Origin of the sequence: Allobosea sp. RAF48, assembly GCF_052114025.1 — a bacterium.
Taxonomy (GTDB): Bacteria; Pseudomonadota; Alphaproteobacteria; order Rhizobiales; family Beijerinckiaceae; genus Allobosea.
The window spans coordinates 173,524-188,843 of record NZ_JBFRDZ010000006.1; the positions used below are offsets into that span (position 1 = coordinate 173,524).

The 15,320-nt window shown below is 67.0% G+C and carries 12 protein-coding genes; 2 read left to right on the top strand and 10 right to left on the bottom strand.

Going from position 1 to position 15,320, the window contains the following annotated elements:
- Positions 1-25: 25 nt before the first annotated feature.
- From AB4Z10_RS13500 to AB4Z10_RS13535, 8 genes are all read right to left on the bottom strand, one after another.
- Complete coding sequence (locus AB4Z10_RS13500; RefSeq protein WP_441470896.1) at positions 26-1,204, bottom strand: E22 family MetX-like putative esterase; 1,179 nt, start codon at positions 1,202-1,204, stop codon at positions 26-28.
- A 79-nt stretch (positions 1,205-1,283) separates the two neighbouring features.
- Entirely contained in the window at positions 1,284-3,041 is a 1,758-nt protein-coding gene (locus AB4Z10_RS13505; protein WP_441470897.1) for an AsmA family protein, read from the bottom strand.
- Positions 3,042-3,135: 94 nt separating this feature from the next.
- Positions 3,136-4,821 (bottom strand): ABC transporter permease, encoded by a 1,686-nt coding sequence (locus AB4Z10_RS13510; RefSeq protein WP_441470898.1) that lies wholly within the window; start codon positions 4,819-4,821, stop codon positions 3,136-3,138.
- A complete protein-coding gene (locus tag AB4Z10_RS13515) occupies positions 4,818-5,828 on the bottom strand; it encodes an extracellular solute-binding protein (protein WP_441470899.1) in 1,011 nt (336 codons plus the stop codon). The genes AB4Z10_RS13510 and AB4Z10_RS13515 overlap by 4 nt, the downstream gene beginning before the upstream one ends.
- Positions 5,829-6,051: 223 nt before the next feature.
- Complete coding sequence (locus tag AB4Z10_RS13520) at positions 6,052-7,128, bottom strand: DUF2865 domain-containing protein (protein ID WP_441470900.1); 1,077 nt, start codon at positions 7,126-7,128, stop codon at positions 6,052-6,054.
- A gap of 147 nt (positions 7,129-7,275) precedes the next feature.
- Positions 7,276-7,686, bottom strand: a complete 411-nt coding sequence (locus tag AB4Z10_RS13525; protein WP_441470901.1) for an MAPEG family protein — start codon at positions 7,684-7,686, stop codon at positions 7,276-7,278.
- A gap of 70 nt (positions 7,687-7,756) precedes the next feature.
- Complete coding sequence (gene guaB, locus AB4Z10_RS13530) at positions 7,757-9,250, bottom strand: IMP dehydrogenase (protein ID WP_441470902.1); 1,494 nt, start codon at positions 9,248-9,250, stop codon at positions 7,757-7,759.
- 186 nt (positions 9,251-9,436) lie between these two features.
- Positions 9,437-9,754: a hypothetical protein gene (locus tag AB4Z10_RS13535; RefSeq protein ID WP_441470903.1), complete on the bottom strand. Its 318-nt coding sequence runs from the start codon at positions 9,752-9,754 to the stop codon at positions 9,437-9,439.
- A 288-nt stretch (positions 9,755-10,042) separates the two neighbouring features.
- Here AB4Z10_RS13535 and AB4Z10_RS13540 point away from each other — a divergent pair, with 288 nt between their 5' ends.
- The gene (locus tag AB4Z10_RS13540; RefSeq protein ID WP_441470904.1) at positions 10,043-11,482 is read left to right on the top strand and encodes a DHA2 family efflux MFS transporter permease subunit; all 1,440 of its coding nucleotides are present in this window, start codon (positions 10,043-10,045) and stop codon (positions 11,480-11,482) included.
- A gap of 38 nt (positions 11,483-11,520) precedes the next feature.
- Here AB4Z10_RS13540 and AB4Z10_RS13545 read toward each other — a convergent pair whose 3' ends face one another.
- Positions 11,521-12,261, bottom strand: coding sequence for an RlmE family RNA methyltransferase (locus AB4Z10_RS13545; RefSeq protein WP_441470905.1), 741 nt, complete (start codon positions 12,259-12,261; stop codon positions 11,521-11,523).
- Between the two features lie 11 nt (positions 12,262-12,272).
- The gene (locus tag AB4Z10_RS13550) at positions 12,273-13,391 is read right to left on the bottom strand and encodes a Ppx/GppA phosphatase family protein (RefSeq protein WP_441470906.1); all 1,119 of its coding nucleotides are present in this window, start codon (positions 13,389-13,391) and stop codon (positions 12,273-12,275) included.
- A 218-nt stretch (positions 13,392-13,609) separates the two neighbouring features.
- Here AB4Z10_RS13550 and glpK point away from each other — a divergent pair, with 218 nt between their 5' ends.
- Complete coding sequence (gene glpK / locus AB4Z10_RS13555) at positions 13,610-15,112, top strand: glycerol kinase GlpK (RefSeq protein WP_441470907.1); 1,503 nt, start codon at positions 13,610-13,612, stop codon at positions 15,110-15,112.
- Positions 15,113-15,320 lie beyond the last annotated feature (208 nt).

Consider the following 15,320-nt stretch of genomic DNA (forward strand, 5'->3'; position numbering starts at 1 on the left):
GCGCGGGTCTGGAGGAGTCCGGTTCCTACTTCGCCAGGAACGCCCGGATGGCGCCTTCCGCCTGCTTCATCGACATCACGCCGTCGAGATGACCGCGGACGCCGTCGATGGTCACATGGGTGATGTCGCGCCCGGCGTCCTTCGCCGCTTTCACCGTGCGCTCCACCGCGTCCGGGGTGAAGACCAGATCCTTCGGCTGCGTCACCAGCAACATCGGCGCCTTGGTCTTCGCCATGCCGTCGGCGAGCGAAGTGCTGCCGGCCGCGAAGAGCTGGTTGGCCTTGACCAGATAGAGGAAGTGATTGGCGTCGGAGACCTTGGCTCGGGCTGCGCCGGCGTTGTCGAGCACGCTCTGGACCTGGAACTTGTTGGCGAGCGCCTTGGCCGGGTCTTCCCCTTCCTTGGCGGGGCGGCGCCCGAAGGTGGCGTTCGCCCATTCCTGGTGGTTCGCCTGCAGCGTCACCGCTGTCAGCGCCTTGGCGAGGCCGGCAAGCGGCGGCGTCTTGCCGTAATAGTCGCCGTTGTTCCAGTTGGGGTCGACCAGGATCGGCGCCGCCCAGACGTCGAGCCAGCCGATCAGCATCGCATCGGCCTCGGCCGCGCCGATCACCGGCATCGCCTTGGCGACCATCTCCGGATGGCTCGCGGCCCATTCGAAGGTCTGGAGCGAACCCATCGAGGGGCCGGCGACCAAGGCAAGCTTTTTGATTCCAAGGCTTTCGACGAGAGCCTTCTGAACTTCGACGAAGTCGCGGACGGTGACGATGGGAAAGTCGAGCGCGTAGGGCTTGCCGGTGTCGGGATTGACCGAGGCGGGGCCGGTGGTGGTCGTCTTCGGGTCGCCGGTGTTGAGGTTCACAAGCGTGTCGGACGCGATGACGAAATACTTGTCGGTGTCGATCGCCTTGCCGGGGCCGATGATCGCGTCCCAGTAGCCGGGCTGTGCGTCCTTGGCGTCGTATTTGCCGGCGGCGTGCGAGTTGCCCGAGAAGAAGTGGCAGATCAGCACGGCATTGGACTTGTCGGCATTGAGCGTACCGTAGCTCTCCCAGCCGACTCGGACCTGCTTCAGCGTGCGTCCCGATTGGGTCGTGAAGCTCGGCAGCTCGAAGACCTTCTTCTCGGTCATCAGATCCTGTGCGTCGGCCATTCCCGCTGCGACCCATCCTGCAAGGGCGAGAACGCCCGKGATCCATTGCCTCATCACCGCTCCCCCGTTCCGGCCGTCAGGCGGCCTTTGCCGCATCAGAGCGGATTTCCGCGCGCGGCGGAAGTCGCTTCGATCAGCGCGTGAGGAGAGACGGGAAGGACGTGCCGCTGGCGGGGCTCAGGAAGGCCTCGGTCTCGAGCTCGAAGAGCGGGGCGGTCACCGGACCCTTGAGGCTGAAAGGTAGTGTCAGCGTGCTGGTCGTGGACGCCAGCGACGCGGCCATGTCGAGGATGCGGGTGCGTAGCGACGCGTTGCCGCTCAGGTTGAGGCGATAGGACTGCCCGCTCATCTGGGCGTCGGTCAGGACCATCAGCCCGCCGGCGATGCCGGCATTGGCGGTCAGGCTCTCGAACGGCGTCTTGCCCTGGCGCCAGTCGCGCAGGGTCTGGGCGGGCGCGCGCTCGGCGCGGCGCAGCAGGTCGACGAACGCAATCCCGCCGAACTCGCCTTGCTTGACCGACAGATTGGCACGTCCGGCCAAAGAGCCGAGCAATTCATCGAAGGTCCGGCCGACGCCGTCGAGCGCCAGCTGGAAGGTGGCGTTGCCGCTCAGCCGCGACAGCTGCGGCAGGTCGGTCGACGCCTGCCCGAAGTTCACGCGCTCGAGCCCGGCCTGGAGCTTCACATCGACCCCGGCGGGGGCGCTAACCGCCAGGAGGCGCGTCTTGACGCTGCCGCCATAGGCGCCGGCCCGGAGCAGCCCGGTCTCGAAGCGCCCCTTCTTGATCAGGAGATAGCTGGCGACGTCGTTGAGGCGGGCGCCATTCAGCTTGGCGGCATCGACCGAGATTCTGAGGTCGATCTCGCGCTCGGTCCAGCCGTCGAGATCGAGCGGGCCGATATCGCTGGCGTCGACGGACGGGATCGGCAGGCGATTGACGAGGCGGCCGATATCGAGCGTCGCCCCTGCCAGCGTTCCTGACAGCGCGAAGCGTCCGGCCCCGGTCTCGGAGAGTTTGAGCACGCCGTCGAGACGCTCGCCGTCGAGGCTGGCGATGGCGTTGTTGAAGGAGGCTTCATGCGGCTTGAGCTGCAGATCGGCCGACAGCGTCAGGGCCCCGAGCGCCGCGGACAGGCGCGAATCTTCGCCGAACCAGCGCAGCAGCTGGGGAATGGAAGGGGTGGACAGAGCGAGAAGGCCATTGATGACCGGTTCGTCAGGCGCGGACCGCGTGCCGTCGAACCTGAGCTTCAAAAGCGACGAATTGGCCGAGAGCGCAGCCTTGCCGTTGCGGCCGACCATTGGCCAACGCAGGCTCACCTCGGTTGGGACGCCGCGCCAGGTCAGCGATCCCGACAATTCCAACGGCTCGTTCAGGCTGCGTTCGTCGATGACGAGATGGACGTCGCGGACCACGCTCTGGATCGCGCCGTTCGCGCGCAAGAAGAGCGAGCCGCCCTGGACGACGATCTTGCTCTGGCTGCGCAGCCGCTCGATCTCGGCCAGCGGCGCGGCAAGCCACTCCGTCACGCCGTCGCTGCCGGGCGCGACCGCCACATCGATCTGCGGCGCGACGAGGTCGATCCTGTCGAAGCTGAGCGTGCCGGTCAGCAGGGGCAGCAGGCGCAGATGCGCCCGCACGCGAACCGCTTCGCCCGAAAGCGCGCCGTCGCGCTGGCTGAAGCTGACCTGGGACAGGCTGATGCGCGGGAACGGCAGGAGCGCGATCTCGGCGCGCTCGACGGTCTCGACGACGAAGCCGGTCTTCTTGGCGATTGCGGCGACGACGTTGCGCTGCACCCGCTCGAGCGCAAGGTCCCACGGCTGCAATCCGAGCAGGCCGATCAGGACAACAAGGCTGAAGGCGAGGATCGCTGCGCGTCTGGTCATGGACTTCCGAATCGGCACCGGCCGAAATCAGCCAGCCCCCTGGCGGCGGATGGTGTAGGCTGATGTCGATGGCTTGTCGAGGCCGGGAAACCCGCTATCCCGCACGATTTGTGCCGGTTTTGGCCAGAAGCATGGCAGGATAGAGGCCGGCGAGGATGATCAGCAGGGCAGCGAGCGCCCCGTCCTCGAAGACGCCGCGCGAGGCGTGGCCATAGACCACCGTCGCCAGCGTTTCGAGGTTGAGCGGGCGCAGCAGCAGCGTCGCGGGCAGCTCCTTCAGGCAATCGACGAAGACGAGCAGCGCTGCGCCTGCGACGGCCGGGCGCATCAGCGGCCAGTGGATGCGGCGCAGGATCTCGGGCTGGCCGGCGCCGAGAGCGCGCGCGGCATCGTCGATCCGCGGCGAAACGCGGCTGAGCCCACTCTCCACGCCGGAGATGCCGATGGTCAGGAAGCGCACGACATAGGCGATAACCAGCGCCGCGCCGGAACCGATCAGCAGCAGGCCGGGCTTGATACCGAACAGGGCCGTGATCGCGTTGGCCAGCCCATTGTCGAGCGCGGCGATCGGGATCAGCAGCCCGAGCGCGAGCACGGTGCCGGGCACGGCGTAACCCAGCGAAGCGAGGCGGGCGAGGGGCTTCAGCCAGGTTTCGCGGCCGGCGCGGCTGGCCGTGGCGATGCCGAGACCCAGCAGCAGCACGATCGCGGAGGCGATGCCGGCGAGGAGGAGGGCATTGCCCAGCAACCTCAGCAGGGCGGCGTCGAACTGCGCCAGTAATCCGCGTCGCAGGATTTCGGCGGCGAGGTAGCCGATCGGCAACATGGCGCCGAACAGAACGGGCAGGGCGCAGGCAACCGCCGCCAGGAACGCTGCGCGAGGCCGCAGCGGCCGGCGCCCGAGCGGGCGCGGCTGCCGCACGGGCAGGGCGAAGCGACGCTGTCCGCGCAGGCGGGCCTCCGTCCAGATCAGCAGGAAGATGACAAGCAGCATCACGCAGGCGATCTGTGCCGCCCCGGGCAGCGAGCCCCGGTTGATCCAGGTGGTGTAGATCGAGAGGGTCAGCGAGCGGACGCCGAGATATTCAGTCGCGCCGATGTCGTTGAGCGTCTCGAGCAGGACGAGCGTCAGCCCGGCCGCGAGCGCCGGCCGGGCGAGCGGCAAGCCGATGCGCCAGAACAGCCGGCCCGGCGTCGCGCCGAGATTGCGCGCCGCCTCGACGATCGTCGCGCCCTGGATGCTGAAGAGGGCGCGGGTGCTGAGATAGACGTAAGGGTAGAGGACAACAGCCATGATCGCGATCGCGCCGGGCAGGTTGCGCGGATCGGGAAACCAATAGTCCCGCAGGGTGCGCCAGCCGGCGAGCGCCCTCAGCGCGCTCTGCAGCGGTCCCTGGAAGCCGAGGAATTCGACGTAGATATAGGCCGTCAGATAGGTGGGCAGCGCCAGCGGCAGCACCAGCAGCCATTCGAAATGCCGCCGGCCCGGAAACTCGAACTGCGTGACCAGCCAGGCGGTGCCGACACCGAGGATGGTGCTGACGACGCCTACCCCTGCCAGCAGCAAGCCGGTCTGGAGCAGTGCGGACGGCAGCACGTTGGCGACGAGATGCGGCCAGATCTCCGCGGCCTGCGAGGCTGACAGGGCGGTCGCCACGAGCGCCAGCAGCGGCGCCAGGACGAGCCCTGCGCCCGCGAGCGATGCCAGTGCAAAACGCGTCGACGGCCGCCATGTGAATGGCGGCCGTCGCGAAGCGGTGAGCGGAGCGCTCAGGCTCAATTGTCGAAACCGACCTTGTCGACGAGATCGGCGGCGGGCTTGCGCTGCTTGGCGACCTCGGAGAGCGGCAGCTTGTCCGGCGTGACCGCGCCGAGCAGCTTGACGGCGGCCGAGTCGGTGACGGCGCTGTTGACCGGGAACTCGAAATTGCCGTTGGCGTAGAGGGCCTGCGCCTTTTCGCCGAGCATGTACTCGATCAGCTTGACGGCGTTGTCCTTGTTCGGGGCGTTCTTGGCCAGCGCGGCAGCCGAGACGTTCACATGGGTACCGCCATCGGCGAAGGTCGTCTTGAGCGGCTTGATCGCGTCGTACCAGCCCTTCTGCTCGTTCTTCGCCTGGCTCATCAGGCCGATATAATAGGTGTTGATCACAGCGACGTCGCAGAGGCCGGACTGGATGTCGCGCGCCACATCGCGGTCGCCGCCACCGGGCTTGCGGGCAGCGTTCGCGCGCAGGGCCTTGAGGTACGATTCGGTCTTCTCCAGGCCGTTATGGGCGATATAGGCGGCGAAGAAGGCGTTGTTGTAGGGGTGCTGGCCGGCGCGGATGCAGAACTTGCCCTTCCACTTCGGATCCGCCAGCTCTTCATAGGTGATCGCGTCCTGCGCGACGCGCTCCTTCGAGGCAACGACGATGCGGGCGCGCTTGGTCAGCGTGACCCAGTTGTTGTCCGGACGCAGCTGCGCCGGGACGATCTTGTCCACGGTCTGCGAATTGATCGGCTGGGTGACGCCGGCATCGACCGCAGCATTGATCTCGCCGACATCGACCACGAGCATGACGTCGGCCGGGCTGTTGGCACCTTCGGCGCGGATGCGCTCCTGCAGGCCGTCCTTCAGGAAGACCGCGTTGACCTTGATGCCGGTGTCCTTGCTGAAGGCTTCCAGCGCCGGGTTGAGCAGGGCGGGCTCGCGCGTCGTGTAGAGATTGACCTCCTGGGCGAGCGCCGGTGCGGCGAGCAGGCAGGACGACAGCGTCAGGGCGTGGAGGTGCTTCTTCTTGATCATTCTTTCGCTCCGTCGGTTCAGGGCGCCAGGGCGCGACGGGCGAGGGTTAAAGGGGCGCCGACACTGCTGTCAACGGAATCATCCTTTAAAATCAGAGCCTTGTATGAGTTCCAGACTGTTTCTTATTTTGATGAATTCTAATCTTCTGGCCATGGCATTGGAATGGCGAAGCGATTCCGCGCCATGCGAGTCGTACGTCTTCCGTCTAAGCCGCGCTTCGGCGTCAGCGTGACGCAGCCGTGATCGGGATCAGGCGCACGGCGACCCGCGTCCCGGGATCGATCGAGCCACGCAGCACAGCATCGCTGGCGACGGTCTCATCCTGCAGATAGGCCTCCCGCACCAGCATCTGCCGCCTAAGGCTGCGCGCCTCCGCCTCCATGCGTGAAACGCCGACCCGTTCGTCGATCTGCTGGCGCTGGGCCGTGCTCAGCTCCGGCGCCGTGCGAAAGTCGCGGAAGTCGCGCCGGCTGTAGGGCCAGCTCGATCCGCCGGTGAAGGTCGAAACCTTGCCGTCGAGGACGACGCTGTCGCCGGGGCGGAGCGTGATGTCCCGCAGGAGCGAGATGCGTCGCTCGCCGGCCTGGACGATGGCGGGGCGACAGGCAGGGTCGGCAGCCTTCTCGTGGCTATAGGCCATCGGCAGCGCCGCATAGCGCTGGCCATCTGCTGCGACGGCGGAGTCGATGCTGGTCGAGCCCGCGGCTGCTCGAAAGACCTTGACCGGAATGCCGGGGTTCATCGCCTTGCAAAGCGCTTCGTGGGCGTTCAGGTCGCTAGCCGACCGCAGATGGCCGATAGGGGCATGGAAGCCATCGCAGAGCCGCACGCAGAAGGTCTGGGCATTGTTCGCGGAAACCAGGGCGGCACCGGCTTCGGCCGGTCTGTGCGGGCGGGCTGCAACCTTCTTCGGGCTTTGCCTGAAGGGGTTGAGCGCGATCGGCGGGTGGGCGATGCGCCCATCCGGCCGCATCTGCATCAGGGGCAGGCGCCAGCCATTCGTGGCCGGCGCATAAGCGGTCGGGCGGGTCGATGCATAGGAGGCGCTCTGCGCCGGAGCGCGTGCAGCCCTGCGCGCGGCTTCCTCGAGGAAGAACGAACGGATGCCGGCATCGTCGTCCGCCTGGACCAGCGAAGCCGTCAGCACCATGCCGCCGCAGCCGACGGCCATGCCGAGCACGGTCGCCGCAGCCCAGCGGCCGGCACGCGAGCGGGCCGGGGCCTTGCTGACAGAGCCGGCGTAACCGGTCTCGCCGCTGCGGGACAATGCCCGCACGGGGATTTCACGGACACGCAACATCGCGTCACTCCAACCTGCGCTTGTTCACCGTCCGCCGCTGGTTGGGTGTAGTTTACGTTTCGTTAAGATTCAACGCTTTCGCTGCGCCACGCTCCGCAAACGCCTGAAATGCTTAACGACAGGCGGCAGGGCGGCGGGCGAGGGTGCTCAGACGACGGCGAGCAGGACGCCGATCCACATGCCGACCAGGGCGAGGGCGCCGATGCCGTAGACCGCTCCGCGCACGGGCAGCTTGTTGGGGCCGATATGGATGAGCGTGTGGATGACGCGGGTCGCGACATAAACCCAGGCCAGCAGTGCCATCACATAGCTGGTGGCGCCGACCTCCATCGCGAGCATGATGAGCGCGAAATAGATAACCGGCGTCTCGAACTGGTTCGAGAAGTTCGCGGAGGCGAGGCGGGCGGGCACAGGATAGCGCTCGGTCGAAACCGTCACGTCTTCCGGCCGCACGGCGCCGGAGGAGAAGGCGTCCTTCCGGCGCAGCATCAGGATGACGCCGACGATGAAGATCCAGAGGATCAGGGCCAGCGTGGGATAGACGAGCTTCAGGGTCATGGTCGCGGTCGCCTCGTGTCGGCACTGGCCAGGATAGTCCCGGCCAGTGCTGCACGAAGCTTGCGCGGACTCAAGACCGGGTCGGGTAGTTCGGGCTCTCGCGCACGATCGTCACATCGTGGACATGGCTCTCGCGCAGGCCGGCGCTGGTGATGCGGATGAAGCGGGCCTTGTTGCGATAATCCTCGAGGTTGCGGCCGCCGACATAGCCCATGGCGGCGCGCAGGCCGCCAGCGAGCTGGTGGAGCACGGTGGAAACCGGCCCCTTATAGGCGACCTGGCCCTCGATGCCCTCGGGCACGAGCTTCAGCGTGTCCTTGATGTCTTGCTGGAAGTAGCGGTCGGCCGAGCCGCGGGCCATCGCGCCGACCGAGCCCATGCCGCGATAGGCCTTGTAGGAGCGGCCCTGGTACAGGAAGGTTTCGCCCGGCGTCTCGTCGGTGCCGGCGAGCAGAGAGCCGACCATGGCGCAGGAGGCGCCAGCGGCAAGTGCCTTGGCAAGGTCGCCAGAATACTTGATGCCGCCGTCGGCGATGACCGGAACCCCCGCCTTCGCCGCCGCCGAGGCCGCGTCCATGATCGCGGTGAGCTGCGGCACGCCGACGCCCGCGACGATGCGGGTGGTGCAGATCGAGCCCGGGCCGATGCCGACCTTGACCGCGTCCGCGCCGGCATCGATCAGGGCCTGCGCCCCGCCGGCAGTGGCGACGTTGCCGGCGATGACCTGGACCGAATTGGAGAGCTTCTTCACCCGGCTGACCGCGTCGAGCACCTTCGACGAGTGGCCATGGGCGGTATCGACGACGATGAGATCGACGCCGGCGTCGATCAGCATCTCCGAACGCTCGAAGCCCTGGTCGCCGGTCGTGGTTGCGGCAGCGACGAGCAGGCGCCCTTGCGCGTCCTTTGCCGCGTTCGGATGCGCGACCTGCTTCTCCATGTCCTTGACGGTGATCAGGCCGATGCAGCGGTAGTGATCGTCGACGACCAGCAGTTTCTCGATGCGGAACTGGTGCAGCAGGCGCCGGGCCTCCTCCTGGCTCACGCCCTCGCGCACCGTGATCAGCCGTTCCTTGGTCATCAGCTCCGAGACGGGCTGGGCCGGGTTGGCGGCGAAGCGCACATCGCGGTTGGTGACGATACCGACGAGCTTGCCTTTGTGCCCCTGCGGGCCGCGCTCGACGACCGGGATGCCGGAGATGCCGTTCTGCTTCATCAGCGCGAGCGCGTCGGCCAGCGTCTCGTCGGGGTAGATCGTGATCGGGTTGGCGATCATTCCCGACTCGAACTTCTTGACGAGGCGCACCTGCGCCGCCTGCTGGTCGGCCTCGAGGTTGCGGTGGATGACGCCGAGGCCGCCAGCCTGCGCCATGGCGATCGCCATGCGCGCTTCCGTCACGGTGTCCATCGCCGAGGCGATGATCGGCAGGTTGAGCGATATCGACTTGGTGAGCCTGGTGCGGATGTCGACATCCGCCGGCATGACCTCGGACGGGCCGGGCTCAAGCAGCACGTCGTCGAAGGTGAAACCGTCGCGAATCAGACCGTCGAGGGAAAGCGCCATCGTCAACTCCGACGCCGGGCAAGCCGGCTTTCTAGGGGCCGGGCGGATGCGCCCATGGCCAAGTTGACGAGGCCCGTTAGCATGTGCGCCCGCGCTCCGCTAGTGCGGGGCGCGGAGAATTTTGCAGTGCGGCAAAATTCCCGGCGCATCGCTGCCCCGAGATCGGTCGCGAGAAGCCTGCCCGTTTCAGTTGCGCGATCGCAACGGCACGGCCGGGGCGTCCGGCATCACGCCGAAGCAGCCCATTGCCATGGCCATATGCCCCATCTGGTTCGCCAGGCGTTCGCAGTCGCGCTGCCTCACGCAGTTGTTGTAGCGAATGCTCTCGCCATAGCCCTGCGGCGCGGCCTTGTCCTGACAGGCCATCTGCCAGTCGGTCATCGCAGCGGAAGCAGGGGCGGCTGCCGCGCCGTAGCTCAGCCCGGCAAGCAAGGCCAGGCCCGCCAGCCGCACGCCGCCGGGAATACGTCGCGAAACCGTGGAAATGATCGAATTAGGGATCATGTCAGCTCTCCGGAGGTTACGACGCGCGCCCCTCGCGCCGATCCGGACCCAGGCCGGATACCGTAAAGATGGTGGCTTCCGGGCACAGGAAGGAGTGCGGCACACGCATGGCGGATTTGTGTTGGAGGATGGGCCATAAGATCAGCGCATGGCGGGAGCGCGTAGCAATCGCGTGAAATGGCCGGAAATCGCAACTTCGCCTCTCGTCACGCCGCTGCCCTGGCATTAATAACCTAGCTTATGATTTCAACGCCGCTCACATCAGTGTGAGTGCGGAAGGTTATCGCCTTGCAACGCGCCAAACTGCTTCCTCTCATCGTCGCCTGCGCGCTGTTCATGGAGAACACCGACTCGACCGTGATCGCGACCTCGTTGCCGGTGATCGCCAAGTCGCTGGGCGAGGACCCGATCGCGCTGAAGCTCGCTCTGACCTCCTATCTGGTGAGTCTCGCCGTCTTCATCCCGATCTCGGGCTGGATGGCCGACCGCTTCGGCGCCCGCACGATCTTCCGCTCGGCGCTGTGCGTCTTCATGCTCGGCTCGATTCTCTGCGCCGTGTCGAACTCGCTCGGCGCCTTCGTCGGCGCGCGCTTCGTCCAGGGCATGGGCGGAGCGATGATGGTCCCGGTCGGGCGCCTCGTCATCCTGCGCAGCGTCAGCAAGTCCGAGATCGTCGGCGCGCTGGCCTATCTGACGGTCCCGGCGCTGGTCGGACCTGTCGTGGGGCCGCCGCTCGGCGGCTTCATCACCACCTATTTCGACTGGCGCTGGATCTTCTTCATCAACATTCCCATCGGCGTTATCGGCATCGTGCTGTCGAGCCTGTTCTTCGAGGATATCCGCGAGGAGGACGTCGCGCCGCTGGATGTGAAGGGCTTTCTGCTGTCCTCCTTCGGCTTTGCCAGCCTGATGCTGGGCCTGGCGACGGGCGGCCGGCATCTGGTTCCTCAAGTCGTTTCCTATGGTTGCGTGCTGGCCGGGGCGGCGGCGCTGGCGGCCTACTGGTTCCATGCCCGGCGGGTGCCCTATCCGGTGCTCAATCTGTCGCTGTTCCGGATTCCGACCTTCCGGATCGGTGTCATCGGCGGCTCGATCTTCCGCACCGGCATCGGCGCGATCCCCTTCCTGCTGCCGCTGATGCTGCAGCTCGGCTTCGGGCTCGACGCCTTGCAGTCGGGCCTGATCACCTTCGTTTCGGCAGCAGGCGCGCTGATCATGAAGACGCTGGCGAGGACGATTCTGGCGCGCTACGGCTTTCGCAGCGTGCTGGCCATCAATGCCGTGATCGGCGCCGCCTTTCTCGCCGCCTCCGGCCTGTTCACCCCGACCACGCCGCATGCGATCATGCTCTCCGTGCTGCTGATCGGCGGCTGCTTCCGCTCGCTGCAGTTCACCGGCATCAACGCGCTCAGCTATGCTGACGTCTCCAACCGCGACATGTCGAGCGCCACGAGCCTGTCGAGCGTCGCCCAGCAGCTCTCGCTCAGCATGGGCGTGACCATCGGCGCCTTCGCGCTGGAGGCCGCCAACACCTTTAATGGCGGCAAGGCGCTCGCAGCCGGCGATTTCTGGCCGGCCTTCGCGATCGTCGGGCTGGTGTCGGCTTCCTCGGTGCTCTGGATGGTGCAGCTTGCCCCCGACGCCGGAACCGAAGTTTCGGGTCACGTCCCGGTGAGCGCGCGCAAGGTCACGGCCGAGGCGCTCGCCGACCAGAAACCGCTGGAGTAGCGGATCCGGCGCCTTGAAACTGCTGGCTTGCGTCGCCTTCAGGCGTCAGCGGTTTCGTCGGCCTGCTTTCGGCGATAGCCGGTCGCCAGCACATACAGTTCGGAGGAATCGGCGCGGCTCGCGGCCGGCTTGACGTTCCGGACGGTGGTGAAGTCGCGCTTCAGGCCGGCAAGAAGTTCGGCGCTGTCTCCGCCCTGGAACAGCTTGGCGAGGAAGAAGCCGCCCGGCGCCAGCACGCTGTGCGAGAATTCCAGCGCCGCTTCGGCGAGCGCGATGATCTTGAGATGGTCGGTCTTCTTGTGGCCGGTGGTGTTGGCGGCCATGTCGGACATGACGCCATCGGCTTGTCCGCCGAGGCGTTCGGTCAGCAGGGCCGGGGCCTCCTCGGCCATGAAATCGAGTTCGATCAGGTCGACGCCGGGGATCGGATCGACGGGCAGCAGATCGATGCCGACGATGCGGCCCTTGCCTCGTTCGAGCCCGATGCGCTTGGCCGCGACCTGGCACCAGCCGCCCGGCGCGCAGCCGAGATCGAGCAGGCGCTGGCCGGGCTTCAGGAACTTGTAGCGGTCGTCCATCTCCTCGAGCTTGAAGGCCGCGCGGGAGCGGTAGCCCAGTTCCTTGGCCCGCTTCACATAGGGGTCGTTGAGCTGGCGCTCGAGCCAGAGCTGCGAGGAATGCTTGAGCTTGCCCGCCTTCTTCACCTTGACGCGCATGTCGCGCGCACCTCCGGAGGCTTTGCCGTCGCCGGTCTTGCCACCCGATTTTCCGATACTCATGGGCCCTTAACCTATTTCCGCCGCCACCAGGCACGGTCTTCGTGCATCATGCGTAGCAGGATGCCTTCGCGCAGTCCGCGATCGGCGATGCGGACGCGCTCGCTCGGGAAGGCGCGGTGAATCGCCTCGAAAATCGCACAGCCGGCCAGCACCAGATCCGCGCGTTCGCGGCCGATGCAGGCATTGGCCGCCCGGGCGGCATAATCCATATCGATCAGACGGTCGATGACGGCGGCGACGTCGTGCTGGTGCATCCACAGCCCGTCGACCTCGCGGCGGTCATAGCGGGGCAGGTCGAGATGGATGCCGGCGACGGTCGTCACCGTGCCGGAGGTTCCAAGCAGGTGGAAGCCCTTTGAGTCGCAGGCGGCAGAAGCCTTTTTCGCAAATGGCTCAAGCGCTTGCGTGCAATCCTGAACCATCTGTTCGAAGAGCTCGCGGCTGACCTCGATACCGCCGTAGCGTTCAGCCACGATAACGACGCCGATCGGCAGCGAGGCCCATTCGCGGATACGGGCGGCAGGGTCGCGCGCCTCGCTGCGCCCGCCGAGCCAGACGATCTCGGTCGATCCGCCGCCGATGTCGAAGACGATGACGCTCTCGGCCGCCGGGTCGGTCAGCGCCGCGCAGCCGGAGACGGCAAGCGCCGCCTCGGTGCGCTGGTCGATGATTTCGAGCGAGAGCTCGGCCTCGGCTGCGACGCGGCGGATGAAGTCTAGCCCGTTGGTCGCCGCACGGCACGCTTCGGTGGTGACGAGGCGGGCACGGGTGACCCCGCGATTCGCCATCTTGCCGCGGCAGATCTTCAGCGCCTCGACCGCACGGTCCATCGCCGCATCGGCCAGGCGGCTGCTGGCAGCGAGCCCTTCGCCAAGGCGGACGATGCGGGAAAACGCATCGACGACCCGAAAGCCGTGCTGCGCGGGGCGCGCGATCAGGAGCCGGCAATTGTTGGTGCCGAGATCCAGCGCTGCATAGGTCGCGGCGGGCTGCTGATCGATCGATGCCGGGTTGTAGCTCTTGAAGGCGGCGGAAACAGATGCGCCACCGGCCCGTTGCGGATCGGTGGTATGCCTATGCGGCGACGCCACATGCGTGACGTCCCGTTGCTGCCGGTCCTCGACCGCCACCGTTTCCAATCCCTCGACCTGCCAGCACGGGGCTGGACAGGGGCCGCAGCGTCGTGCGGCCGGTTGCTTCGTCGTCAAGGTAACTACAGGGCAAGCCCCATGCCAAGCGGAACCTTGCAGAGGCACCGCCCGGCCTTGCGCGAGCGGCGGCTGATCGGCCAGTGTCCGCCGGCCGGCCCGCCTGCCGGCCAAGACGCATGAAGGGCAAGAGATTCGCCATGGCTGCCAGACACATCCTCGCCATCGACCAGGGCACGACATCCTCGCGGGCGATCCTGTTCGATGCCTCGCTCGCGGTCGTCGCGGCTGCCCAGCAGGAGTTTCCGCAGCATTTCCCAGCATCCGGCTGGGTCGAGCATGAGCCTGAGGATATCTGGGAGAGCGTGCTGGCGACGGCCCGCGAAGCGATCGCCAGGGCCGGGCTGCATGCGGGCGACATCGCGGGAATCGGAATCACCAACCAGCGCGAGACGACGCTGATCTGGGACCGCCGGACGGGCAAGGCGATTCACCGCGCCATCGTGTGGCAGGACAGGCGCACGGCGCAGGCCTGCGCCGACCTCGTGGCGGCGGGCCACGAAAACCTCGTGGCCGAGCGTACCGGCCTGCGCATCGACCCCTATTTCTCGGCGACCAAGATCGCCTGGCTGCTGCACAACGTGCCGGGCGCGCGGCGGCGGGCCGAAGCGGGCGAACTCGCCTTCGGCACCATCGATTCCTTCCTGCTGTGGCGGCTGACGGGCGGAGCGGTACACGCCACCGACGCCACCAATGCAGCGCGCACCATGCTGTTCGATATCGGCCGCGGCATCTGGGACCCGGAGCTCCTGGACCTCTTCGACATCCCGGCGGCGATCCTGCCGGAGGTGCGCGACTGCGCCACCCATTTCGGCGATACGGCGCCGGAGCTGTTCGGAAAGCCGATCCCGGTGCGCGGTATCGCGGGAGACCAGCAGGCGGCGACGATCGGGCAGGCCTGCTTCACGCCCGGGATGGTGAAGTCGACCTACGGCACCGGCTGCTTCGCGCTGCTCAATACCGGCGACACGCCGGTCCGCTCGAAGCATCGCCTGCTCAGCACGGTCGCCTACCAGCTCGCCGGCAAGCGGACCTATGCGCTCGAAGGCTCGATCTTCATCGCGGGTGCTGCGGTGCAATGGCTGCGCGACGGACTCGGCATCATCGAGAAGGCCAGCGACACCGGCCCGCTGGCGGAGGCGGCCGATCCCGAGCAGGACGTCTATCTGGTGCCAGCCTTCGTCGGCCTCGGCGCACCGCACTGGGACGCCCACGCACGTGGCGCGATGTTCGGCCTGACCCGCAATTCCGGGCCGCGCGAGTTTGCCCGCGCAGCCCTTGAAAGCGTCTGCTACCAGACGCTCGACCTGATCGAGGCGATGCATGCCGACTGGCCGGAAGCCGGGCAGGGCGGTCGCTCGGTGCTGAGGGTCGATGGCGGCATGGTCGCGTCGGACTGGACGATGCAGCGCCTCGCGGACATCCTCGACCTGCCGGTCGACAGGCCGACGGTGCTCGAGACGACGGCACTGGGCGCAGCCTATCTTGCCGGGCTCGACGCCGGGCTTCTGCCGGAGCCGGGGCGCTTTGCCGACCAATGGCGGCTGGAGCGTCGCTTCTCGCCTGCCATGGCAGGCAGCCAGCGCGAGCGCAAAGTCAGGGGCTGGCAGGACGCGGTGCGGCGAACGCTGAGTGCGGGATAGGCGCGTCTTGCAGTGCCCGTCGCCGAATCTCTTCGGCGTGCACGCCCGGCTTCATGCTCCAGCGTCGGGATACTCCAAAATTTGATGGATACCCCAATTTTAAGAGCCGGCTGACGCGTCGACTCGTAAGAAATCATAATTAAATCAATGCATTGCAGGATGGCACGACGCTTGCCATTGGCAGCTCCGCGAAACGGGAGCTTCCGCG

Excerpts from the sequence above, each read along its gene's own strand:
- guaB (WP_441470902.1), bottom strand. The coding sequence starts at position 9,250 with ATGGCGCTTTCCCTCGACGGTCTGATTCGCGACGGTTTCACCTTCGAC.
- glpK (WP_441470907.1), top strand. The coding sequence starts at position 13,610 with ATGGCTGCCAGACACATCCTCGCCATCGACCAGGGCACGACATCCTCG.
- AB4Z10_RS13520 (WP_441470900.1), bottom strand. The coding sequence starts at position 7,128 with ATGTTGCGTGTCCGTGAAATCCCCGTGCGGGCATTGTCCCGCAGCGGC.
- AB4Z10_RS13515 (WP_441470899.1), bottom strand. The coding sequence starts at position 5,828 with ATGATCAAGAAGAAGCACCTCCACGCCCTGACGCTGTCGTCCTGCCTG.
- AB4Z10_RS13545 (WP_441470905.1), bottom strand. The coding sequence starts at position 12,261 with ATGAGTATCGGAAAATCGGGTGGCAAGACCGGCGACGGCAAAGCCTCC.
- AB4Z10_RS13535 (WP_441470903.1), bottom strand. The coding sequence starts at position 9,754 with ATGATCCCTAATTCGATCATTTCCACGGTTTCGCGACGTATTCCCGGC.
- AB4Z10_RS13505 (WP_441470897.1), bottom strand. The coding sequence starts at position 3,041 with ATGACCAGACGCGCAGCGATCCTCGCCTTCAGCCTTGTTGTCCTGATC.
- AB4Z10_RS13525 (WP_441470901.1), bottom strand. The coding sequence starts at position 7,686 with ATGACCCTGAAGCTCGTCTATCCCACGCTGGCCCTGATCCTCTGGATC.